Genomic DNA, 21202 nt, shown 5'->3' with positions numbered 1-21202 from the left:
GCATCCTGCGCCACCGCACCGACCTGAAATCCGGGAAAGTCAGCCGCCAGACCGTCTACGCGCTCACTGACCTCAGTGCCCGGCAGGCATCCCCGCAGCGGATCGGGCATCTGGCCCGGTCACAGTGGGTGATCGAGAACCGGCTGCACTTCGTGCGCGACACCACCTTCGCCGAGGACGCCTCCAAGATCCGCACCGGACACGGGCCGGACAACATGGCGACCCTCCGCAGTTTCGCGATCAACCAACTGCGAGCAGCGGGCCACACGAACATCGCAGCCAGCCTCCGCGAGATGTCCTACGACTGTTTCCGACGACCGCTCGATCTCCTCGGCCTCGCCTGACCGGCAACGATCCAAGATCAAAAGACTTTGCAACAGCCCTGGGTCGTCAGGGCTCTGGTTTCGAGCGGGGTGACGTAGCCGTACACCGGGTGCTTGCGCAGGCGGGTGCGGTTGTATTCGACCTCGATGAAGCGGAAGACGTCGGCACGGGCGGTTTGGTGGGATTCCCAGACGGTGGTCCCGATCTCCGCTTTCAGCAATCCGAAAAAGCTCTCGGCCGCGGCGTTATCGTAACACGAGCCCGTTCTGCCCATGCTCTGCCTCAGGTTCAACTCCCTTAGCAGCGTGCGGTATTCACCTGACGTGTATTCCGAGCCCCGGTCCGAGTGCGCAATGCAGCCCGGCTTCAGGGCGCCGCGGCCGACGGCCATCTTCAGCGCGTCGACGACGAGCTCGGCGCGGTGGTGATCGGCCATCGCGTACCCGACCACCTCGCGAGTGGCCAGGTCGATGACGGTCGCCAGATACCACCAGCCGGCCAGCGTCGGCAGGTAGGTGATGTCCGAGACCAGCTTCGTTCCCGGCTCGGCCGCGGTGAAGTCGCGTCCCACCAGGTCCGGGGAGGGTGCCGCCTTGCGGTCTGCCTTGGTGAGGCTGCGCCGCTTGCGGCGGGTGATCCCGCGGATGTCGTGCTCGCGCATCAGCCGCTCGACCCTCTTCCGGTTGATCCGGCGTCCCCGGCGGCGCAGGGCCGCGGTGATCCTCGGGGAGCCGTAGGCGCGGCGGGACTCGTCGTGGATCTGCCGGATCTCGGCCACTAGCTCGTCCTCCTCGCGCGCTGTGGCGGCAGCGGCCGGACGGGCAGCGAGGTAGCCGTAGTAGCCGGAGCGGGAGATCTTCAGGGCCCGGCACAGCAGCGAGACGCTGTAACCGTCCGGGCGGTCGGGGCCGGCCTTCTCCACGTCGACGAACGCGTAGCGCGATGCTGCGTCTACTTCGTCTTGTGGTTCGCGAAGAAGGCGGTCGCTTTTCCCAGCACCTCGATCGTCTGTTCCATCTCGCGGACCTTGCGGCGCAGTCGCACCAGTTCCTCGCGCTCGGCCGTGGTCAACGCTCCCGCCGGCCCCTGGCCACGGTCGGTCTTGTCCTGGTTGACCCAGTTCCGCAGCCCCTCGGCGCTGACGCCGATGTCCCGGGCGACCTCGGTGACGGTCTTGCCCGACGAGTGCACCAGAGCCACCGCGTCGCGCTTGAACTCGGGCGTGTACCGCTTGCTCGTATTGCTCTTCTTGCTCACTACCTGGGACTGCTTCCTCCGGGACTGTCCGTCCCAGTATCAGGCTGTCCGGGCAGCAGGGGGAACTTCACCTACGTGGTGCGGGGACTACCGATGGTGCCCGGGGGCAAGCTCGTCCAACGCGCGGCAGTCCCCGCTCGGCCACCCTGCTTCGGGAATGAAGGGCGACTGCACGTCGTCTTGGATCCGCGAGGACCGAAACCGTGTCACACAGGGTTGCCGCCGGGGTGGTCATGGATCCAGGCCAGGCCGCCGAGGTCGAGGCAGCTCCTGGCCCGAGTCACCGCAACGTAGGCCAAGCGCGCCTCTGCATCGTCGATGGGGCCGGGTACGGGGCGGCCTTGGGCGTCGGATTCTTCGGCGTCCTTGGGGGGCTTGAAGTCGTTGCCGATCTGGACCGTTGGCCATTCACGGCCTTTGGCCTTGTGGGCTGTGGACACGGTGACCTTTGCGTGTTGTTCGTCGACGAGTTGGCTGACCGCGACGAGGAGGGCGTCGGGGGTATGGGTGTCGATCAGGTCGACGAAGGGTTGAAGGTCGGCGCCGGCCGGGTCGTAGGCGGCGTAGTCCTGAAGTTCGCCCCAGGAGGAGAAGAGGAGGAGTTCGGGATGGCTGGTGGGACGGCCGTTCTTGAGGTCTCGGGCGGCGAGCGCGAGGCTGCGCAGGCTATCCCCTCCGCCGGTGAGGGCGACGCGGCTACCGGCCTGGAGGTGGGCGAGGACCTGGGTCATAGCGCCGATGTTGGTACGGCACAGGACGGCGTCGGGGGTCTCGACGGTGTCGAGCCGGGTGGGGATGGTCTCGGTGCCCTGGAGTCGGATGGGTGCTCCGGCGAGGGCGAGCCATCGGTTGGCTTCGCGGGCGAGGTGCGGGCCGAAGCGGAAGGACTGGGTCAGGGCGAGGGGGGTGCCGTCGAAGCGGGTCATGACGTCGGTGGCGCCGCGCCAGCCGTAGATGGCCTGGGCTGAGTCTCCGACCATGACGAGCTGGGCGTGCCCGCGTTGGGCGTTGAAGACTTGCTCGACGACGGGGTTGGTGTCCTGTGCTTCATCGAGGAGCAGGAAGTCGGCTTCGATCCTGGGTTCGGTCAGGGCCCAGACCTTCAGGTAGTGGTCGTGTTCGAAGCGGATGCTGCCCTGTTCGGGGTTCTGGAGATCCGTCCAGGCTTTGAGTGCGAACGGCATTACAGCGTCGGCAAGCTGCTCGAACTCGCTGCGTCTTTCCAGGCCGCGGATGCGGGGGATGTGACGGCCGGAAATGGCGGTGTCGGCCGAGTGGCAGAACCTGGAAATGGTCTTCAGGACGATGTGGGAGAGGACTCGGGCGGAGACGTCGCTGTCTCCGACTCGGACGGGCTTGGTGATGCCGAGGGCTGTGCCTGCCTTCCAGCTGGGCTGGCGTGGGCCGCCCAGACGGGTCTGGTAGCGGTGGCCGACTGCGGCGTAGGCGAGAGAGTGGGCTGTTCTGCAGGTGACGTTGGCGGGGAATCGGGTGGCGGCATCGACGGCGATGGCTTTGTTGAAGGCCAGGTAGCGGCCGCGGCGTTGGGTGCGCGCGGCAAGCAGAGCCAGGGTGGTGGTCTTCCCTGTGCCTGCTCCCGCCTGAAGTGCCATGTGGTCGCCTGCGTGGAAGCGGTCGGCGGCATGGGCCTGCTCGTCGGTGGGCGTCAGCATGTAGTTGCTCCGCGGCGCGGGCGGGGCGGGAGCGAGCCGGTATCCGGGAGGTGGGAGCGGGTGTGGGTGGGGTGCATGGCGTGAACGTTCCAGCCGACACGCGGTGAAGGCTGTGTCCACACCGATGTTGTCCCCTGGCCGGCTCAATTGGCACGGGTGCACTTTCGGGCATCGAGCACTCGTTCAGGCTGCCGAACTGGTTCGGGTGATCTGCGGACGGACGAATTCGGCGCCTACGGGGTCTCGCTGCCGGGTGGCGTGTGGCCGTCGCAGAGCGCTTCGAAGAGATCGGCAAGGGGCACGTTGAAGGCATGGCCGAGCGCGTGCCAGGTGGGCAGGGAGCCGGTGGTGCGGCCCTGCTCGATCTCGATGAGGGTGCGTCGGGACAGGCCGGTACGGCTGGCCAGTTCGTCGTAGGTCCAGCCGCGCTCGCCTCGCAGGCGCGCGAGCTTCATGCGGAGCGCGTCGAGGTTCGGTTCGGGCGGCAAGATCGTCACCCTCTTATCGGACGGTGCAGAACCCTGCCCTGTCAGTGCAGACCTCTGCCCTATTTCCGCAGGTGGCGGCCGACTCGCACAGGGCAGAGGTCTGCACTACCGTGCGGCAGTCGTCCCGACCCCGGGGCGGTCCGTCCGCGGCTGAGGCCGGGCGGTCGATGAGGAAGGCCGGCCGATGAGGCTCTGGACGCCCGACCTGGCGGTGCAGCGCATGTGGACCGTGGAACTGCGCCCGCAGCTCACCTGCCCCCAGTGCGGCCCGACAGCGGTGCACACTCACGGCGCTACAGCCCGCTCGGCCGCACTCGCTCACCTGGCCGGCCACGCCCGACTCGATGCGCTGCCGCTACATCTGCGGACCTGCCAGTGCCACGCGCGGGGCTGCCGCTGGCACCCCCGGCACCGCGGCTGCAGCGGGCCGGTCGTCCTGGTCCTGGCCCGCGAGCACGGAGGGCGGCTGTGGCGGCTGGCCGACGCCTGCACCCATTGCGCCGCAGCCACCCGTGACGCGGCTGTCGTTCCCGAGCCGCAAGCCGACAGCCTGCCCGCGCGGAGCAGACAACAGCCCTCTTCAGCCCCCGCAGGCCTCGGCCCAAGGGAGCGGGCCCGCGACATGCTCTCCTACCTCGCGGCCACCCTCCCTCCGTCCGCCGGCCCGCAAGCTCGACTGCTCGCACTGCAGTGCGCCCTGCGGGCGAACCGGCTCGGGCTGGTGCGGCTGCCCGGCGGCCTCCTTCGCAGCATGCTGACGGCCGACCAGGCAGCCGAAGCGTGGCAGGAACTGAAACAGGCACGCTGGCTGCACCACACCCCGATGCCTTCGGGAGGCCGTCAGGCACAACTACTGGATGCAACCGTCCTCACCCAAGCCCCGGGGCGCCCCGCCCGCTCACAGGCAGCCGATCTCGTCCTGCACCGGGCGTACTCCCGCTTGATGCACGCGCAGCCGGGCGCGGTGCGGCTGACTGCCGTGGCACTGGCCGTGCACCTTTCTACCGGGAGTACCTGCGGCCGTGCCGACCTGGCAGACCTTGCCCGCATCTGCGCCGTGTCCGAAGCCGGCCTCATGGCCGCAGCGGGGTGCCTCGTCGACGTCGGCGCGCTGTCCGCGTGGGCGTCGGACCCGGCGACGGGAGAGGTGCGGTGGCAGTACGGCCGGCGCGGATGCTTTTGAAGTGGTGGTGGCGCCCTGCGTTCGTCTCTCAGTCACGCATGTCAGCTCTATGCGGCCGGCCTACCAGCCCGCTGTGCGGTAGCCCGGAGGCAGACGTGACGCAGAGGCTGCCGGCCGCGGTGCACCACCCCTTCTTCGCAGGGCGGCCACCGGGTTTCCCGAAGGGTCAGATCTTCTTCTGGGTCGGCACCCGGGCCCATACCGTTTTGCCGCCGGCCGGGGAAAGACTCCATCCCCATGCTGTGCTCAGTACGGAAACAAGCAGGAGTCCGCGTCCGCTCTCGTCCATGGTGTCGGGGCGGGACGGGCGAGGAGGGCGGGGGTCCGGGTCGGAGATGGCGACCAGGACAGCACTGTCCTTGCGGACGAGGCCGAGCCAAGCGCCGCCGTCCTGGCGGCCGTCCCGGAGCACGTGCCGGATCGTGTTGCCCACGAGCTCCCACGCAACGGTCAGCGCTGCGTCACGGCCGGGGCCGGGGCCGATGCCCCATTCGCCCAGCACAGCCTCGACGAAGCCGCGGATGCGGCAGCAGGTCCGATCGGAGTCGGTGAAGCTGCGGGCCGCGAAACCGGCAGTACTGAGGCCCAGCGCGAGTCCCCAGTCCGGGGCGCCCGACACGGCCAGATTACCGATTTCGAGTGGGATCATTCCGGCCAGGTCCGGTGCGGTTCGGCCACTCATCCGGTCGCACTGCGTAATCGCTGCTGGTGTACGCACTGCCCATCTCCCCAGTCGGTGCACGGTTGTTCAGAGCCATCGGCTGCCTGGTGCGGCTAGTATCCAGCCCACTCCACCGCCCATGCAATTGCATCGGAAATTGCATGCACGAAAGAGGGATGTCAGATCTATCACCCACCGCGATGACCGCCAGGCATTGCAGCGGGACCGCACCAACACCGAAGGGGCAGGGCGTCATGGCGAGCTACAGCAATGGAATTCCGGCAGATTCACTCGAAAGTGTGACCTGGGTGAAGAGTCGGCACAGTGGACCGACGGGTAACTGCGTAGAGTTGGCAGCGCTTGGGAACGGCGGAGTCGCGATGCGAAACTCACGCGACCCTCAGGGACCTGCCCTGGTCTACACGCGCTCGGAGATCGTTGCCTTCCTTGATGGAGCACGGGAAGGCGAGTTCGACTCCCTGATCGCGTAACAGCTCAGGGGAAATAACGGCGTTCTTATGTTGCGCTGGCTCCTGCATGGGACAATTTTCGTACTCGTCACCATGCAGGAGACCCAGTGTCCGCAGCTCCAGATCCGCTTGGCCGCCCGCCGCTTGAACGCTACCTCGCGCTTCCCGGCTTCACCCCGACGGTGTTGACGATGGTGCTCGGCTATCGGCTGAGGGCACTACGCGAGGCAGCTGGGATTTCACCGCGGGATGCGAGTAAGGAGCTGGGCTGCTCCGAAGCGAAGATCAGCCGTCTCGAGCGGGGTGAGTCCCCGCTCCGTGAGCACGACATCGACACCATGCTGCGCATGTACGGGGCGCAGCATGAGCTGGAGACGGTCTGCGAGCTGGCTCGGCGGGCCAAGGAGCCGGGATGGTGGGAGCGCTACGGCTCCGCGGTCATCCCGAAGTGGTTCGACAAGTTCGTGGGCCTTCAGGAGGGGTCGAAACTCATCCGTACGTTCGAGGTGCAGTTGGTTCCCGGACTTCTGCAGACCCCGGAGTATGCGTACGCGGTGGCCGAGGGCGGGTTCCAGGCCACAGCGGAGGAAGTCCGGGCGAAGGTGGAGATGCGGCTGCGCCGGCAGGAACTCCTGAGGCGGGCTGAAGCCCCGATGCTGTGGGCGGTGCTCGACTGGCCGGTGCTGCAGCGCCCAGTGGGCGGGCGTGAGGTGATGCTGGGCCAGATCCAGCATCTCATCACGATGTCGCGGCTGCCGAACATCAAGATTCAGGTCCTACGCCCGGACTGCGTGGCGATCGGCTCCCCTGTGACGCTCCTGCGGTTCGAGGAGTTCGGCCTGCCCGACGTCGTCTATCTGGAGCATCCCACCGGAGCCATCTACCTCGACAAACCCGAGGAGACGGGCCGGTACCGGCTGATGCTCGACGACCTGGCGGTGATGGCGCTCAGCCCGGCAGAGACCCGCAAGGAGCTGCGCCGGGTCGCGCGTGACCTCGGCTAGGTCCAGGTGCGCCTGCTGATCCAGCCGCAGGGCAGAGCGGTTGATCGTTCCGGACACGGCCTGGCAGCGCCGACGCGCGCCGCGAAACGCCTCGTCTTGTGGCACGGTGCCGGCGATTGCCTCCTCGGCCAGGTCTATTCGCGCTTGCGGGCGACTGCCCCGAACTCGCGGAGGAGGCCCGGAACCATCCGGTCGAGTTCGGACTCGGGCTGCCATGCGGTCACGGAGCCCGGTGGGGGTCCGATGATGTCCATGTCCTTGAAGAATGCTGCGGCCTCCGGCGAAGTACGGACCCGGCCCCAGTGGTCTCCGGTGACTTCGTTCATGAGGCGGCTGACGCGTTCGCGCGTCAGCGTGTCTTCGCTGACCAGTTGGCTGGCGATGAGGTAGCTACCGGCCGGCAGCTGACGCATCAGCCCGGCGACCAGACGGTGCGGTTCGTCCTCGTCGGGGAGGCAGTGCAGCACCGAGACGAGCAGAACGGCCACGGGCTTCGTAAAGTCGATGAGGTCGACGGTATCGGGATGGGCCAGGACGTTTCGGGTCTCGCGCAGGTCACCGTATACAACGGCGCTGCGTCCTTCTTCTTCCAGCAGGGCCTGGCCGTGCGCCACGACCATCGGGTCACGGTCCACGTAGAGGACCGTGCTCGCGTCATGGGAACGCCGCGCGACCTCGTGGGTGTTCTGCCGGGTGGGCATGCCGCATCCGAAGTCGATGAACTGTGTGACCTTGTGGGTGCGGATCAGCTCGCGTACGGCCCTCAGCTGGAAGCGGCGCTGCGCACGTGCGAGCGCCTGGAACTGGGGGGCGATATCCATTAGCCGGTGACAGGCTCTCAGGTCGGCCGGGTAGTGGTCCTTCCCGTCCAGGAAGAAATCGTACATGCGTGCTGTGCTGGCCACGGATGCGTCCGCTCCACGGGGCGGGCGGGCCGGAGGCATTTCGACGGTCTTTGACAACGGTCTTTGCCTCAGGCCCATTAAGTGCTTCACCCGCGTATCCCGTTCGCCGACCGTGATGAGAAAGCATCCCACGACGGGCGTGCGATGCGCAGCAGGTCAGCGGATCAATCTGTTTCCGGCGGGGGCGGATTGAAGAAATCCATGTGTCTTTGGCATATGGCGTGCGCCCTCGTGCGCCGGGCTCACGTGAACACCGAGGTGCCGCCCCTTGCGGTGTCGGCGTCGGTGAGCTGGCTGATGCCCCGGGCGAGCTGGAAGGCCACCTCGGACTCCTCCAGGCCCATCAGTTCGGCGGTCTCGGCCCAGCTCAGGTTGAGCCGGTAGCGCAGCAGCAGGACGTCGGCCTGTTCGTGGGGAAGGGTCAGGTGCATCGTGTCGCGGACCCGGGCCTTTCGCTGGCGTCGCGCCTGGCGGGTGGCGGCGGCGACCTGGGTGCTGAGCATGCGCCACGCCACGGAGGCCGGGCGGTCGCTGGCGATCACGGTGGGCCAGATGATGACCAGTGCGCTGAGCACCGACTCCACGATGCGGCGGGCCAGCTGGGCGTCCAGTGAACGGGCGCGGGCGTAGGTGATGTACGCCTGCTGGTTGCGTACGCAGAAGGCGGTGTAGTCGGCGGGGAGGGTGACGGTCAGCGGGGTGTCTCGGATGGGGATCCCCGCTGCGGGGACCGCGATGGGAGCAGGTGGTGCGCTGTGGCGTGAGCTGGTCATCGCGTTTCCTCTTCAAGGTTGCCGAGGCCGTGATGCTGGGGGGCGGGTTCGGGGTCGCAGGCGGTGAGGAATGCGTGGTAGACCGCCTCCCATAGGGGCTTGAAGTCCGCGGGGCAGCCGCCGACCGCGGAGATGAAGATCCCGGTCTTCTCCCAGGTGGGGATCTGCCCTCCGGCCAGGATGTCGGCGATGTCCTCGACGCCTAGGTCTCCGTGTGTTTCATGGTGGATGTCCTTCACGGGAGGGCAGCCTGCCGACAGGTGCAGGCCGCGCAGGGCACCGTTGAGGCGGACGGTCGTCCCGACCAGGTCTTGCGGCTGAGCGGCGAGGCCTTGGGTGTTCTCCCACAGCACCCGCAGGTTCGCCGGGTCGCCGCCGAAAAGTTCAGCCAGCTTGCAGACCACGGGCCAGGACGGTGTCCGGGCCACCGACAGAATGCGGGAGACGTAGGAGGGAGATCGTTCGATGTTGTCGGCGACCTCGCGGATGCTGAGCCCGCTCTCCTTGTAGAGGTAGGAGAGCGCGCCCGCGAGTTGGCGGGAGGCGCGGCTGACTGCCAGGGGCTCTCCTACCGAGTCCCGAGCCGGGGCCTGCGCGGGCTGTACCTGGCGGCGCACGGCATTACGTTCCCTGGAACGGGCCGTCATGCGCCGCAGGACCTGGGCCTCGTTCCAGCGGTAGCGTGCAGTGGTCTCTCCGACGACGGCCGCACGTGCGACTTCCTGCCAGCTGGCACCGGCCAGGCGGGCGTCGTAGACGGCCGCGCTCGTGTAGTGCTCGGTCTCTTTCGCGATCGCCGAGGCTTTGGCCATCAGTTCTTGCAGGGGGATCCCTTCGTACTCGGCGTCCAGCAGGTCTAACGCCATGTTCACGAGCTCCTCGGCGATGGAGCGGGCAATCGGGCTCGCTCCGCGGAGGGCCGCGTCTGTCTGTTGGGGGATTCGTCCGGTGCGTTGGCGCTGCGCCCTGCTGCGGCAGAGCCGGCTGCAGTATGTCTTCCTGCGGCCGCGGCCGCTCTTCTGCTCAAGTTCCGCGCCGCACTGCCGGCACAGCGCGTCGTGCGGTTCTTCGTCGCTTGTCACTGGTACTCCCGCCATTCCTGATCGATTCGTTTTCTCTCCGCCGCCGCCGACCTGTCCGCCGTCGGCAAGGAGGAATCGGATCCTCTGAGGCGTGACGGCCGGACAGGCTGGACGCCTGGTCCGGTTCCGGTCCCCTCGGGGGCCGGAACCGGACCAGGGCACGGTCAGCTGAGACGAATCCGCTGGTAACGGAAGTGGGAGCGGCGTACGGCCATGAAGACCATGCCGCAGAATCCCACCGCTGCCGGAGCCTGCCAGGCTCCGGTGATCATGATCAGCGGAACGATGACGATGGCGATGAAAGCGCCGACCTCGACGGTGACATCCCAGGCACGGACGGTTCGGGTTTCACCCACTGCGGAGTGAGGAATGTTAGCGTCGGGACCTACCGCGGCCTGGAAACGGGCTGCGGCGGGAATGCGGTCAAGCCACATGGTCTGTGCTTCCTTCGTGAGGTGTGGGTCGGCTTGGTCAAGCAGTACGAGGGGGCCCTGTGTTGGTTCCTAGCCCGTCCGGGGCCCCACTCGCATCACGGAACGCTACTCCCCCGAAGGCCCCGCCCTGCCATTGATCCTCGGAATCCGCAGGATTTCGGCCCCCAGGGAAGACAAATTCGCAGGGGCTCCCGGAAGACGGTCGATGAAGGCTTCGGAAACGAACAGATCCGATCAACGCTGCTTACGGTCGGAACGCTCTTCGGCAAATTCAGAACTCGTGCAATTGCATCCCCCTGAAAGCCTGTCGGCGGCCGAAGTGACGAAGATCTCTTTCGGCACGGAGTGTCTCGCAATTGCACGAGCGCAGCACTTCTACCTGCACGGAAAGAGCGGCGCGGCACGGCGTGCCGCGCTGGCGCAATTCGGCTCCCCAGAGAATCGGCTCGCTCGACCCCAGCAACTGTCGCCGCTGCCGGTGAACATGACTGATCAGTCATGGCGTCACACGTCGCCACCACCGCCCGACACGTACCGCAGGACGCCAACTCCCCTATTGATCGATGTAGTTCATCCTGAGACGGGCGTTTCCGGCAGCCCCTCCCCGCGGGCTCCCCAGTGCCGAGTGCCCAGGCTGGCGATCCAGGGACCAAGCTCCTCGAGTCAGCTGCCGGAAGGAGATCGACGCCCGCGTGCGTACGGGGGCGCCGCAGTCAGCTCGCTGTGGCTCCGGGGCCCGGGCGGGCAGGACGGCACAACTGTCCGGTGCAGGGCGCCTGGCACGGTCCTGCTGCCCTGGCCTGGGGATGCGCGTGTGACGTGGAGCGGGGATGAGGACGGAACCACGGACGAAGGTGACGCCTTCGATCTCCTTGCAGACAGGCCGTCGAGGTCACCCCGTTCGTCGCGGATCCCGATGCGCCGACCGGTGCTTCGCAAGCCTGGCCAGCGGTGCCGGTGCCAGACCGAGCGGCCGTACACGGCCCGCGGCAACAACCACCCCTCGCGCTTCGCTGGTGGCCGAGGCTGACACCGACCGCGACGGGGAGTGGCAGACCGAAAGCGGGCTCGCTGGGGCAGAGCCACCCGGTCACGCATCGGAGGTGCCAGCCGGCCGCTGCCCGCTCTTCACGGTCCCGCCAGGCGGGAGTGCATGAGGGAAGGCGCGCTTCGTCAGCGGGGACGCCAGGTGCGGATCTCAAGGTGGGTGATCTGGGCGTGCGAGTGGATCCGGCCTGTCTCAACAAGCCACTGGTGGACGGCTGCGGTGACGTCGCCGGCTGTGGCGTCCACGCGGCGGGCGAAGTCTTCGGCGCTGAATCCGCCGGTGGTGGAGGAACCGTAGGAGCGTTCCTCGCTCTGGTCGGGGCGCTGGATGGTGTCGCGGCGGATGCCGGGCGAGTCGATGCGGCTGCCGGAGGCGTGCACGTAGCCGGCCTTGTGGAGGCGGACGGTGAAGGCCAGTCGAAGTCCGCGCTGCGCGGCTTCAGCGATGAGGGGACGCAGCCGGGCGGAGCCGGAAGCGATGGCCTGGGCACTGACTCGGCCGGTGCCGCTGCCGCTGGGGGTGACCAGGACTGCTTTGCTGCGGACGCGGGCGCGGGTGCCTGAGGCGGTGGTGCGGCGGGTTACGTGGGGGGCCGCGAGGGCGGCGAGGGCGGCAAGGTCGCTGATGCCGCTTTGGACGGCGTCCAGGGCGTGGGTCAGGGCGGGGACGAAGGCTGCTCCTTTGCCGCGTGTGTAGAACTGGGAGACGAGAGAGGGGTCGCGGTTGAGGATGCGGGCGATGTCGCGTTTGGTCAGCCCCGCGGCCTGGAGCTGGTCGGCGAGGCGGGCGGCTTCGTTGCGCTGTGGTGCCGGGGCGGGGCGGCGGCGGGGCGGCATCAGGTCTGCTCGAGCTTCTGTGTAAGGGTGGCGCGTCCCGCGTCGCGCAGGTTCAGGAGTTCGTCTTCGGTGGTGGGCGCCGGGACGGGGCCGATGAGGTGTCCCTTGTGGAGGTAGTCGCCGGGCTGGCCGTGGTAAGGCCAGTCCTGGGCGGTGGTGAGGTAGACGGCGTCGGTGCGGAAGGCGATGACGCTGCCGGGCGGAGTGTGGAGGGCGCCGACGAAGGTGTTGTCGGCGCGCATGCGCTGGGAGAGCAGGGCGGCTCGGGCTCCGGACCAGATGCCGGCAGCCCATTCGGGGTGGGCGTAGGGGTCGCGGGTGAAGCCGGTGGGGCGTTGCCAGGTGATGAGCTGGTCGTCGAAGGCAATGATCTCAGCGTCCTGGGGGACGTCGCGTTCCATGGTGCGGGGGGTGCTTCCGGTGACCATGCGGGGGCGTTGGGCGAAGGATCCGATGCCGTAGAGAAGGATGGCGCGTACGGCGCGGGAGGCGAGGTGGGCGGCGGTTCGCTGGGCCGGGTCGCCGTGCAGCTGGGCTTGTGCGGTGAGGCGGGACCAGGCTTCTTTGAGTTTCTTCGACCAGTCGTCGAGGGGTTTGCCGTCGTCGAAGAGGAGTCCGTCGAGGATTTCGATCTTCCACGGCTGGATGGGGTTGGCGAGGGCGGTGTAAATCTCCGGGCCGCCGGCCCAGGTGGTGAACGTGGTGCCGGGGGTGGAGGGGTAGTGCCATGCGCGGTCGCCGGGGGCGGGTGCGGGCAGGATCCCGACGTGGTTCCAGCCGGTGGGTACGGTGACGCGGACGTGCCAGTGTCCGCAGCCGAAGAGGGCTTTGGTCTGGTCCTTCTCGGACCAGGTGGCGAAGGTTGTCGCGGTGATGCGGCGGGGGGTGCCGACGCCGGACTTCCAGGTGTGTTTGGCGTAGGCGAAGGTGCGGTCGTACTCGACCAGGGCGGGCAGCTGTTCGGGGACCCGGGGCGGGGTGATGAGTTCGGTGCGGCCCTGCCCGGCGGTGGCGTGGAGGAGGCCGCGGAGCTCTTCGGAGAGGACGGGGTAGCCGTCGGCGTACTGGCCGCGTTCGGGGATGGTGCGGGTCCACAGGTCGCGGCCGGTCTGGGAGGGGGATCCCATGATGACGGCATCGGGCCAGTGGGCGCGCAGGGTGGTCCACAGCAGCACGAACGCGTCGCGGACGATGGCGGGCGTGGCCTCGGTGGTATCGAACCACTCCCCCGCGGAGCGGATCTCGACGTGCTGTTCGCTGCTGTCACGCTGGTAGCGGCCGACGGGATTGCGGGGGTGAACGAAGTGCCCGGCCAGCCGGTCCTTGCCGCGGCCGGTGTCGGTACGCCAGCCTGGGGCGGGAGCGTTCAGCCAGGCGGCCACAGCGTCCTTGAGGTACGGGTGACGGTCGGCGTCGCGGTGCCAGGGCTCACCGCCCGTGATGTAGATCCGCTCGACGCCTTCGGGTACGGCATGGAAGACGGCGGTGAGGATCTCCCCCACCGAGCCGTGGCCAAGGGCGAGTTGCAGGGCGCGGTCGCGGTGGACCAGGGTGCCGGTGGCGGCGTCGAGGAAAACGGTGGAGCGGGCCTGCTGGGTGAAGTTGGGGTGTGTGGAGGCGAGGTTCGGGGTGTGGGTGAACCAGCAGTCGCCCTCGGGGCCTTCGGGGATCGAAGGCAGGGCGCGCTCGCGTTCCGTGATGGCCGGAGCAGGTACGGGGGTGGGGGCCGGTGTCTGCTCTGGTTCGAAGGTCGGGTGCTGCTGGGGGGCGGTGGCGATCCGGGGTGTCAGCGCGGGGGCGAGGGCGCCGGGAGATTCATCCTCCTCGGTCGCCTCCGGAGCCTGCGCGGGCACGGTCACCGGGGCAGGCTGCTCCGGCGCGGTGTGCGCGGGTTCGGCGGCGAGGGTGGCCGGGGCCAGCGCCGGAGCCAGGGCGACGACCTCGGCCAGACTCAGCCCCGCGGCCGGGGCGATGCGCTCGGCCTTCGCCTTCTGGTACTCGGCGAGCGCGGTGATCTTCTTGTCGCGTTCGGCTTCGAAGCGGGCCAGCGCGGCTTGCGCCTTCTTGATGTCATCACGCAGCACACGCAGCTCTCCGAGAGCAGCGGTGTAGGTCTTGGCGTCCATCACAGTCCCTCGGAAGTACGGGTGTAGGCGATCGCGCCGCCTGAATGGGAGATCAGGCGGGTGCCAAGCAGCAGGCCAGCGACTTCTCGAGTCTGTGCGTCTGTGGCGTGCAGGTGGGTGGTGGGGCAGGCCAGGTCGGTGACGTGGCCCGCCAGCACAGCGTCAGGGAAGGCGTGGCGTCCGCCTTCTTTTTCCCAGGTGTCCAGTCCGGAGAGGACCGCGACCACATATCCGGACAGAGTCACTGGCAGCACTCCCCCGGCTGCGACGCTCGCAGCATCGCAGCGCCACCAGCCCCGGAGGGATTTCAGCAGGTCGTCGACGCTCAGGTGTGCCGCATATCCGATCCAGGCCCGGTCATCGTCTTCCGGTGCAGGCTTGGCCACGTCGGCACGGAGCACTGCGATCTCGCGGACCGCCAGCCGCTCGAGCGGTGCCGGCTGCCTGTCACGCAGGGCCTGGACCACTTCCAGCGGGACCATCACGCGGTTGCCTCGACGGGACAGGCCAGGCAGTACGTCAGCCTGAACAAGGCGACGGAAGGTAGTGGTCGCGCACCCCAGCTCCTCCGCTGCCTGCCCAGTGGTCAGCAGCATCCCCTCGCCACCCTTCAACTCCCGTGACACGGAATCGGATGCCAGACAATAGCGAGACTGCCCAGTCGATGCAACCCAACTCTAATATCAGAGTCCACTCGCACATTAGCGGCGTTGGTCGGACTGTTGACCCTGCCACAACGCACAGCCAGCCCCGCCGAGCTCCTCGGCGCTGCTTGCCATCCGCGACCGAGCCGAGAACGAGAGCCACAAGTGCGGGAAGGGACCAGGGTGGACCGGTCCGCCCTGGTACGCCGCAAGGGTCCCCAGAAAACCGTCGTCTCCGTCCGCAGCGCTGATGCCCCTGATGGCCGCCGTGGAACGACACTTCCACCAGGTGAAGGCCGTTGCCAGAGCCTGCCTGAGCCCGGACAGCCAATTGCTGATCACGGCGTGCAGCCAACGCGGCACCCAGAGCCTGATCGGGCTGTCTCCTCCCGCCGGGCAGATGGCACTTTCTCGCTGCGATCTTGAGCGCTGAAGACACCCGGGCAGGGCTTACTCGAGCCAGTCCACAGGAATCAACGCATTGCGCCGGCCATCGCGAGGGCGCCAGTTCTCTACGAGTGCCTCCTGAAACCAGGGTTCGGGCAGATTTGCGTGGTCACACACGATGATCTGCAGTCCTCCGTCGCTCGCCTGGCTGACATCGTTGAGGAGTCGGAAGTAGCTGGTGACGGCTTCCCAGTCGGCGTCTTCGACGGTGGTGGCGTCGTGGATCTTCTCGGGGAAGAAGGCCTGGGTGGGCTGGTCAAGCATCAGGAACCGTGGAACGGGGCGGTCGTGCTCGATGAAGTAGGTGTGCAGGGCGAGGTGGGCGACCAAGTGGTAGCCGATCCAGTTCTTGGCGCTGCCGATGCGGGTGAGTGAGAGCCGACCGGTAGAGCGTCGCAGTACGACGTTGAGCTGGGAGAGGCTGATGCGCACTTCGTCGGCTGCGGCGGCCTGGCCGAGGCCGAGACGACGTGCCCAAGTGGTCATGTGGGTGGCGATGTCGGTGAGGCGTCGTTCTGTTTCGGCGCTGACGTCGTCTTCGTCTACAAGGCTTTGGAGGGTCTCGGCGCGTTCCTGGGCGAGGTCGAGGTTGTTGCGCAGTGTGCGTAGGTCATCGGTGGTCTTGTCTGTAGCGGATGCCAGTTCCTGGGCGATGCGTCCTTGGACATGGGCGATGCGAAGGTGTTGGTCTTGGAGGTCGCGCATGCGGTCGTCGCTGGCGTTAAGTTCTTTGAGCTGAGCTCCGTTGATGCGCAGGCTCTCGGCGACGGCGTCTCGGGCGGCTTCGAGGCGTCGGCGGTGTTCCGCGCGTACGGGCTGGAGAGTTTCGGCATCGCTCAGTTCGTCGGCCAGGTGCTGTGTGAGCTGGTGGATGTCAGCGGATGACTGGTCTGGGGTTTCCAGGCGGCTGCGGCACATGGGGCAGGTGTGCGTGTCCTGGCCGTCGGACATTGGGCCCAGAAGGTTAAGGGTTTGCAATCGGTCGAGCTGGAGGTGGAGTTCGCCGGTGAAGGCCTGGCCCTCGGCCCGCCAGCGGTCCACGAGGGCCAGTGCTTCCGTTAGTTGCTGCCACTGCTCTCGCAGGGTGCGACGTTCCTGCGTGAGGTCGTGGCGGCGGTCGGTGAGTTCCAGGGTGCTGGTCAGGGCGGGGCTGACCTCCAAGGCCTGGGACAGGAGGGTTTGGGTCTGATGGGGGTCTGCGACTGCCGGGACGCCGGTGAGGAGTCCTTCGTTCTCGGCCAGGCGCAGCAGACCGGAGGTCCGTGCGTCAGCGCCGGCGCGGCGGCTGGCCGCGTCGTCGAGTTTGCGTTCGGCCGCGCGCTGGGCACGCAGGGCTTCGCCGAGTTGGTGGCGTCGTAGGGCTTGTTCCGGTCCTGCCGCACCGAGGAAGTAGGGCAGGGTGTCCTTGATGGTCTGGGCGATTCCGCCTTCGGTCTGCCGATGGAACAGCGCGTTCTGGTTTGCGATTTCGTTCTGTTTCTGGAAACAGAGCAGGGCGGCCTGGGCGATGGAGACATCGAAGGGATAGCGGGCAGCGCCGGTGGGCGGCTGGAATCGGAAGTCCTCGATACCCAGACGGGCGCTGAGTTCCGCGCGGATCGCTGCGATGTTCGTATTGTGGTGCAGCTCCTGGGCCGGGGGGATGTCGAGAGTGTCGTCTCCGGTCCGGATCATCGCCTGGGTGGTGGAGGCTCCGCTGGGGCGGGGCCTGGCCAGGAGCATGCGGCCTGAGTCGACTGAGACCAGCAGGGCGTACCAGCCGACGGTCTGGTCGATAGGTTCATCCGGGAGGTTAGGCTGCTTTCGCCCCAGGCAGTAGTCGACGATGTCGAGGACTTCCGACTTTCCGGTCTCGGACTCGCCGGTGAGGATGTTCAGCGCCCCGGGGCGGAAACGGATGACCCTGGGGTCAGGTCGGCCGTCTCGGTGGTAGAGGGCCAGGGCGAGGAGCTGCATGGCGGGTCTGGGACTCCTTTGTAGTCGTGGAGGAAGGGCGAAGTCAGGGCCGTACACCGAGATGGGTGTAGGCGGTTGCGGGCTCAATCACGGAAAGCCATCGGCCGACCAGGGCGGCGCGGCGGGCGCAGTCGACTACCTCCGGGCCGACATCGGCTGTGACCGGGCGGGGCGGCCGAGGGCAGGAGAGACGGCCGCCCTCGGTCACGGTGAGGGCGCGGTGGCGCAGTGCGGTGCGAAGGCTGGCGCGTGTGTATTCGGCCAGGCTGGCGGCTCGTGCGGGGAACTGAGCACGGTGGCGGGGGTGATCGGCGAGCCATGCTGCCAGGGGGCGGCTGGCCTTGATCGGCAGGTCGTCTCGGATGTCCTGAGGCAGGATGAACGGGAGTACGAGAAAGGCGCTGGGCCAGGGCATGGGGCGGCGGGGGCCGGTCTTGGCGGCGGCGTGGACTGCGCAGGCGAGGAGGTAGGCGCCGAAAGGGTGGTTGAACAGGGCCTGTGCTTCGGGTGCGCGAGGGGTGGTGGTCATGGGTTACTGCCCCTGCTGGTCTGTGAGGTCGGGCGTGGACAGCGCGGGGTGGTTCTTGCAGTGGCTGTCATAGCGGGGGTGCCATCCCACTGGTTTGTTGGAGGTTGCCGCGCGGTCGGCGAGGCTGTGCATCGTGCCGCGGCCGATCCAGCTCTCGGTGATGCTGCCGGGGCGGGCCGGCTTGTCTGCGACCTTGTCCATGGTCTCTTTGAGTACCTGCTTGCCGATGGCCTGCGCTTCGGCCTCGGGGCAGTCGTCGTCGGGGTCTGCGTGGAAGTTGAAGACGTGGTCCCATTCGTCCCACAACAGGTGTTCGTACTCGCCGAGTTTCTCTTCTGTGATCTGAAAGGTGCGGATCCATTCCGACCGCTGAGCGAAGGCTCGGTGGAAGTCGCGCAGGTAGGTGGCTGTCATGCGCCTGTTCAGGCCGATCCAACGCATCTGCTGGACGACCAGCCGGTCCTCGTAGGCGGCGACTTCAGCGTCGGTGAGATCACGAAGGGCCTCGGTGATGGGAAGGTTCTTCATTGCGTACTGCGCGGTGATTTCCTCGAGGCGGCAGAGGAGTTCCTGCCCTGTGACCGACGCACGCACAGGAAGGGTGTTGCTCTTGCGGTCCAGCAGTTCGACGGACACCCGGTACCACCACCCCTTGATCTGGTCGAGGATCTGGTCACGGTGCTGGCCGCTGCGGATCCCCATTGTCCTGGCCAGCCTAGAGTCGAGGTCTGACATCACCGGAGCTCCGTCGCAGATGACGGTGGCGTCGAGCAGCTGGTAGCGGTGGGCTGGCGAAAGCGTGAGGAAGTACTTTCGGTCTGTTGTCGTGTTGGCGGGGCCGTCGGCTTTCGCGACCTTCTCCATGCGGGTCAGCGCCTGGGCAACGTTGCGCTCTGTCCCCTCGCGCAGCAGGTAGAGGAAGCTCCCGGGTGAAGCAGTCTGGGTGGTGACCAGGCGCAGCAGCGGCATTCTCTCGGGACCGGGGTCGCCGAGCTCCTTGAGTGCGTCGATCCACGAGGCCACGGAGCGCCAGAAGTCCTTGCCGGTTTCGCTCAGCAGGCCGGCATCCCGGCGATGCTTGGACTGCAGCAGCTCGACTGGGGTCACGCCTGGTCCGTGAAGGAACTCGATGTCGTCCAGGACTTCCATGCGCAGTTGGGCTTCGGGCTCCATGTAGCTGCGGTCGGCCAGCTCCAGGAGGGCCAGTTCACACTGATAGAGGTACCCGGTCATTTGGCCTGCGGCCGAATGCGAACCTGCTTGCGCCACGTTCCCCACTACAAGGTCGAGGATGTCTTCCACGCCGTCGGGCCGGTCGGTTGCGGGGCCTGGGGATCGTGAGGGATCTCGTGGCGCATCGCTCGTTGGCCCCACCCCGGCCGGACGGGCCGTGCCGGTCGCGGCCGAATGGAGCTTCCCCCGGGGGTTTCCGCCGCGTGCCGCATTTTACCATTTACCGTTCTCGGTGCATGGGGTCAGACTGATTCGCCGCCTGCCATGAGGACGTTGCTGCCCAACAGGGAGTCGCCCTTGCCTCGGCCCGCGGCCAGGAGTCATGCAACGCTCCCTGCCTGCTGGGGAGTACCGACTGACGGCCTTCGGCGTGCCGCGGGATCGTGCGACCCTCAGTCGAAGCCTGGGCGTGGATTCTGGGGTGCTCTCGGGGGCACGTCTTGCCCTGCACGGGGGTAGTGGAGCCACACGCGAGGCAGGTCCTTTGCTGTGCGGGGGGATGCCGGGGCCGCTTCGAGTGCGGCGGTCCTCCGTCAAGGGGTTTGGGAGTTTCTTGACTGCGGTGTGCCGGACCAGCAGGTCGGGGTCGCAAGAAGATGGCGGCAGCATCGCGATGCAGGTGGGCGTGGCTGAGTTCGGACGCGGTGACGGATGCGGCGCCCACGTGCGAAGGGGCCGCCGCCGACCCCGCAGGGGCACGGGGGCAGTAGCCCATTTCTGTGCCGGAGAGCCGATGGGGACCCCAGCGAGCTGTGGTGGCAGAAAGAGACCGAGAGGGAGGTCGGTTCATCGATCCCCGCCCGTGCAGGCAGCAGCACGAACTGACAGTCCACCGCTGGCGCCGCCGGATCATGCCCACGGCGGGGAGCTGGAGGCAGCCTCCGTCAGGACCATTGTGCCCATCGCGAACGCGGGAGTGGGCCGTGTCGCCTTCGGGAAGGCGGCGGCGGTGGAAAGTCAGTAGTAGAACTCCAGGTAGTCGACTCTGTCGATGGTGACGCTTTCGTCCGTTGCTTGTGGCCGGTTGCGGTGGAAGTAGCAGGCGCCGAGTGCGGCGCTGAGGACTTGCAGGAGCTGTCGTTCTGGCGCGTTGCGATGGCGGGCTTCGAAGAGACACGCGGGGTGGGGTGCGTCGAGGCCAAGGCTGAGCGTCCGTAGTCGCGGGTCGTCGCTTGAGCCGCCCGCTGCGGTGAAGCCAAGCCATGCCCGGAAACTGACCATCACGTACCCGCCGTTGTCCAGGATGGTGTGGTGGGCTTGCCGGCGGATGCGCGGCTGCCACAGCCGTATGACTTCACGCTCTATCGCGTCTCGTAAGGGGTCGCTGTCTGTCTGCTTTGGTGAGGAGATGAAGGCTTCGAGCCGTTGTGGGGTGGCGCCGAGGTGGGCTGCGACCGCGGCTCGGTCGCCGCCGTGGTGGCGCTGGAGGTAGTTCAGTCTGGCTTGCGCCGAGTGGGGCGGGTTTCGTGTCCAGTGGCGGGAGTCGGCTCTGTCGAGTGCCTCCTGGACGGTCTCTGCGTGGAGCCGGAGGGGTGGCATGGTGCCCTTCGTCATGTCTTGCTGAAAGGGAGCAAAGGTGCTGGAAGAGGTTGCGGGGCCGTTGCCCCGGCGGGTGGAGTTGGTCCGTGGTGAGAGCGTTGCGTCGTTTATGTGGCGCCTGGCAGAACGCAACGGGATCACGTGGGAGGCGTTGGTGTGGCGGATCGGGGGGCCGCGGACACTGACGCAGGCGGATCCTGAGGTCCAGGAGGTTCGCTTAGGGCCGGTGGCTCAGCAGCTTCTGGCTGTGGCATGTGGGCGCTCGGTGGTGGATCTGGAGCGTGCGTTGCCGTCGTGGGCGCAGGGCCGTATCGGTGTGCGGGCGCGTCATCAGGTGCGTGTGGAGGCGTGGCCGGAGGGTGAGCTTCCGGTGCAGGCATGCTCGTTGTGTGTGGCGGGGCTGAGCGGGCGTCCGGTGTGGCGAGCGCACGGTGAGCAGTGGGCTGTCTGTGTGCGGCATGGCCGGTGGATGGGGACCGGGGGGCGTTCTCAGAAGGGTGTAGATCTATTGAGGGTTCTGGCGATCAAGCCGCCGGCATGAGCGTGTCGCGGTAGCGGGCCTGGTGATTGCGGGTGAACTCTTGCTGCTC

General features: G+C 67.6%; 21 protein-coding genes and 1 pseudogene. 6 read left to right on the top strand and 16 right to left on the bottom strand.

The features are described from left to right. Nucleotides 1-344, top strand: a pseudogene (locus ACIQZO_RS39580) (ISAs1 family transposase); the annotation flags it as partial. A gap of 17 nt (nucleotides 345-361) precedes the next feature. Here the strand turns inward: ACIQZO_RS39580 and ACIQZO_RS39575 are convergent. From ACIQZO_RS39575 to ACIQZO_RS39560, 4 genes are all read right to left on the bottom strand, one after another. After that, nucleotides 362-1246: an IS3 family transposase gene (locus ACIQZO_RS39575; RefSeq protein ID WP_403636143.1), complete on the bottom strand. Its 885-nt coding sequence runs from the start codon at nucleotides 1244-1246 to the stop codon at nucleotides 362-364. A 29-nt stretch (nucleotides 1247-1275) separates the two neighbouring features. After that, nucleotides 1276-1581, bottom strand: a complete 306-nt coding sequence (locus ACIQZO_RS39570) for a transposase (protein ID WP_403636141.1) — start codon at nucleotides 1579-1581, stop codon at nucleotides 1276-1278. Between the two features lie 206 nt (nucleotides 1582-1787). After that, nucleotides 1788-3254 (bottom strand): UvrD-helicase domain-containing protein, encoded by a 1467-nt coding sequence (locus ACIQZO_RS39565; protein ID WP_403636139.1) that lies wholly within the window; start codon nucleotides 3252-3254, stop codon nucleotides 1788-1790. 233 nt (nucleotides 3255-3487) lie between these two features. Beyond that, a complete protein-coding gene (locus ACIQZO_RS39560; RefSeq protein WP_403636137.1) occupies nucleotides 3488-3751 on the bottom strand; it encodes a helix-turn-helix transcriptional regulator in 264 nt (87 codons plus the stop codon). A 175-nt stretch (nucleotides 3752-3926) separates the two neighbouring features. Here ACIQZO_RS39560 and ACIQZO_RS39555 point away from each other — a divergent pair, with 175 nt between their 5' ends. Next, on the top strand, nucleotides 3927-4925 hold the full coding sequence (locus tag ACIQZO_RS39555) for a hypothetical protein (RefSeq protein ID WP_403636136.1): 999 nt from the start codon (nucleotides 3927-3929) through the stop codon (nucleotides 4923-4925). A 166-nt stretch (nucleotides 4926-5091) separates the two neighbouring features. Here ACIQZO_RS39555 and ACIQZO_RS39550 read toward each other — a convergent pair whose 3' ends face one another. Then, nucleotides 5092-5574, bottom strand: coding sequence for an ATP-binding protein (locus ACIQZO_RS39550; protein ID WP_403636135.1), 483 nt, complete (start codon nucleotides 5572-5574; stop codon nucleotides 5092-5094). Between the two features lie 266 nt (nucleotides 5575-5840). On the opposite strand from ACIQZO_RS39550, the gene ACIQZO_RS39545 reads away from it, so the two are divergent. Next, complete coding sequence (locus ACIQZO_RS39545) at nucleotides 5841-6077, top strand: DUF397 domain-containing protein (protein ID WP_403636133.1); 237 nt, start codon at nucleotides 5841-5843, stop codon at nucleotides 6075-6077. A gap of 86 nt (nucleotides 6078-6163) precedes the next feature. After that, on the top strand, nucleotides 6164-7060 hold the full coding sequence (locus tag ACIQZO_RS39540; RefSeq protein ID WP_403636131.1) for a helix-turn-helix domain-containing protein: 897 nt from the start codon (nucleotides 6164-6166) through the stop codon (nucleotides 7058-7060). 134 nt (nucleotides 7061-7194) lie between these two features. Here the strand turns inward: ACIQZO_RS39540 and ACIQZO_RS39535 are convergent, their stop codons facing one another. The 7 genes from ACIQZO_RS39535 to ACIQZO_RS39505 form a co-directional block, all read right to left on the bottom strand. Beyond that, a complete protein-coding gene (locus ACIQZO_RS39535) occupies nucleotides 7195-8004 on the bottom strand; it encodes an SAM-dependent methyltransferase (RefSeq protein ID WP_403636129.1) in 810 nt (269 codons plus the stop codon). A 203-nt stretch (nucleotides 8005-8207) separates the two neighbouring features. Further along, complete coding sequence (locus ACIQZO_RS39530) at nucleotides 8208-8738, bottom strand: sigma factor-like helix-turn-helix DNA-binding protein (RefSeq protein WP_403636128.1); 531 nt, start codon at nucleotides 8736-8738, stop codon at nucleotides 8208-8210. Continuing rightward, nucleotides 8735-9604: a helix-turn-helix domain-containing protein gene (locus ACIQZO_RS39525; protein ID WP_403636126.1), complete on the bottom strand. Its 870-nt coding sequence runs from the start codon at nucleotides 9602-9604 to the stop codon at nucleotides 8735-8737. The genes ACIQZO_RS39530 and ACIQZO_RS39525 overlap by 4 nt, the downstream gene beginning before the upstream one ends. A 380-nt stretch (nucleotides 9605-9984) precedes the next feature. After that, nucleotides 9985-10176 (bottom strand): hypothetical protein, encoded by a 192-nt coding sequence (locus ACIQZO_RS39520; RefSeq protein WP_403636124.1) that lies wholly within the window; start codon nucleotides 10174-10176, stop codon nucleotides 9985-9987. A 1251-nt stretch (nucleotides 10177-11427) separates the two neighbouring features. Continuing rightward, on the bottom strand, nucleotides 11428-12138 hold the full coding sequence (locus ACIQZO_RS39515; protein ID WP_403636122.1) for a helix-turn-helix domain containing protein: 711 nt from the start codon (nucleotides 12136-12138) through the stop codon (nucleotides 11428-11430). Then, the gene (locus ACIQZO_RS39510) at nucleotides 12138-14264 is read right to left on the bottom strand and encodes a hypothetical protein (RefSeq protein ID WP_403636120.1); all 2127 of its coding nucleotides are present in this window, start codon (nucleotides 14262-14264) and stop codon (nucleotides 12138-12140) included. Before ACIQZO_RS39510 ends, ACIQZO_RS39515 begins: the two co-directional genes overlap by 1 nt. Next, entirely contained in the window at nucleotides 14264-14860 is a 597-nt protein-coding gene (locus tag ACIQZO_RS39505; RefSeq protein WP_403636119.1) for a helix-turn-helix domain-containing protein, read from the bottom strand. Before ACIQZO_RS39505 ends, ACIQZO_RS39510 begins: the two co-directional genes overlap by 1 nt. A 307-nt stretch (nucleotides 14861-15167) precedes the next feature. Between ACIQZO_RS39505 and ACIQZO_RS39500 the strand changes: the two genes are divergently transcribed. Further along, nucleotides 15168-15341 carry a hypothetical protein gene (locus ACIQZO_RS39500; RefSeq protein ID WP_403636118.1) on the top strand — a complete coding sequence of 58 codons (174 nt, stop codon included), beginning with the start codon at nucleotides 15168-15170 and terminating at the stop codon, nucleotides 15339-15341. 17 nt (nucleotides 15342-15358) lie between these two features. Here ACIQZO_RS39500 and ACIQZO_RS39495 read toward each other — a convergent pair whose 3' ends face one another. The 4 genes from ACIQZO_RS39495 to tpg form a co-directional block, all read right to left on the bottom strand. Beyond that, nucleotides 15359-17311 carry a DUF3732 domain-containing protein gene (locus ACIQZO_RS39495; RefSeq protein ID WP_403636116.1) on the bottom strand — a complete coding sequence of 651 codons (1953 nt, stop codon included), beginning with the start codon at nucleotides 17309-17311 and terminating at the stop codon, nucleotides 15359-15361. Between the two features lie 43 nt (nucleotides 17312-17354). Beyond that, on the bottom strand, nucleotides 17355-17840 hold the full coding sequence (locus tag ACIQZO_RS39490; protein ID WP_403636114.1) for a three component ABC system middle component: 486 nt from the start codon (nucleotides 17838-17840) through the stop codon (nucleotides 17355-17357). Between the two features lie 3 nt (nucleotides 17841-17843). Further along, nucleotides 17844-19142, bottom strand: coding sequence for an ABC-three component system protein (locus tag ACIQZO_RS39485; protein ID WP_403636113.1), 1299 nt, complete (start codon nucleotides 19140-19142; stop codon nucleotides 17844-17846). Nucleotides 19143-20030: 888 nt separating this feature from the next. Then, complete coding sequence (gene tpg / locus ACIQZO_RS39480; RefSeq protein WP_403636111.1) at nucleotides 20031-20627, bottom strand: telomere-protecting terminal protein Tpg; 597 nt, start codon at nucleotides 20625-20627, stop codon at nucleotides 20031-20033. Between the two features lie 22 nt (nucleotides 20628-20649). On the opposite strand from tpg, the gene ACIQZO_RS39475 reads away from it, so the two are divergent. Then, a complete protein-coding gene (locus ACIQZO_RS39475) occupies nucleotides 20650-21153 on the top strand; it encodes a TniQ family protein (protein ID WP_403636110.1) in 504 nt (167 codons plus the stop codon). The last annotated feature ends 49 nt before the right edge of the window (nucleotides 21154-21202 follow it).

Origin of the sequence: Streptomyces sp. NPDC097617 (genome assembly GCF_044761485.1) — a bacterium.
Taxonomy (GTDB): Bacteria; Actinomycetota; Actinomycetes; order Streptomycetales; family Streptomycetaceae; genus Streptomyces.
Note: the sequence above shows the minus strand (reverse complement) of the source record. Positions and strands in the feature narration are given on the sequence as shown.

What these genes read in the sequence shown, in the direction of transcription:
- ACIQZO_RS39565 (WP_403636139.1), bottom strand. Translation starts at nt 3,254, where the DNA reads ATGCTGACGCCCACCGACGAGCAGGCCCATGCCGCCGACCGCTTCCAC.
- ACIQZO_RS39555 (WP_403636136.1), top strand. Translation starts at nt 3,927, where the DNA reads ATGAGGCTCTGGACGCCCGACCTGGCGGTGCAGCGCATGTGGACCGTG.
- ACIQZO_RS39550 (WP_403636135.1), bottom strand. Translation starts at nt 5,574, where the DNA reads ATGATCCCACTCGAAATCGGTAATCTGGCCGTGTCGGGCGCCCCGGAC.
- ACIQZO_RS39545 (WP_403636133.1), top strand. Translation starts at nt 5,841, where the DNA reads ATGGCGAGCTACAGCAATGGAATTCCGGCAGATTCACTCGAAAGTGTG.
- ACIQZO_RS39535 (WP_403636129.1), bottom strand. Translation starts at nt 8,004, where the DNA reads ATGCCTCCGGCCCGCCCGCCCCGTGGAGCGGACGCATCCGTGGCCAGC.
- ACIQZO_RS39530 (WP_403636128.1), bottom strand. Translation starts at nt 8,738, where the DNA reads ATGACCAGCTCACGCCACAGCGCACCACCTGCTCCCATCGCGGTCCCC.
- ACIQZO_RS39525 (WP_403636126.1), bottom strand. Translation starts at nt 9,604, where the DNA reads ATGGCGTTAGACCTGCTGGACGCCGAGTACGAAGGGATCCCCCTGCAA.
- ACIQZO_RS39515 (WP_403636122.1), bottom strand. Translation starts at nt 12,138, where the DNA reads ATGCCGCCCCGCCGCCGCCCCGCCCCGGCACCACAGCGCAACGAAGCC.
- ACIQZO_RS39510 (WP_403636120.1), bottom strand. Translation starts at nt 14,264, where the DNA reads ATGGACGCCAAGACCTACACCGCTGCTCTCGGAGAGCTGCGTGTGCTG.
- ACIQZO_RS39505 (WP_403636119.1), bottom strand. Translation starts at nt 14,860, where the DNA reads ATGCTGCTGACCACTGGGCAGGCAGCGGAGGAGCTGGGGTGCGCGACC.
- ACIQZO_RS39500 (WP_403636118.1), top strand. Translation starts at nt 15,168, where the DNA reads ATGGCCGCCGTGGAACGACACTTCCACCAGGTGAAGGCCGTTGCCAGA.
- ACIQZO_RS39495 (WP_403636116.1), bottom strand. Translation starts at nt 17,311, where the DNA reads ATGCAGCTCCTCGCCCTGGCCCTCTACCACCGAGACGGCCGACCTGAC.
- ACIQZO_RS39490 (WP_403636114.1), bottom strand. Translation starts at nt 17,840, where the DNA reads ATGACCACCACCCCTCGCGCACCCGAAGCACAGGCCCTGTTCAACCAC.
- tpg (WP_403636111.1), bottom strand. Translation starts at nt 20,627, where the DNA reads ATGACGAAGGGCACCATGCCACCCCTCCGGCTCCACGCAGAGACCGTC.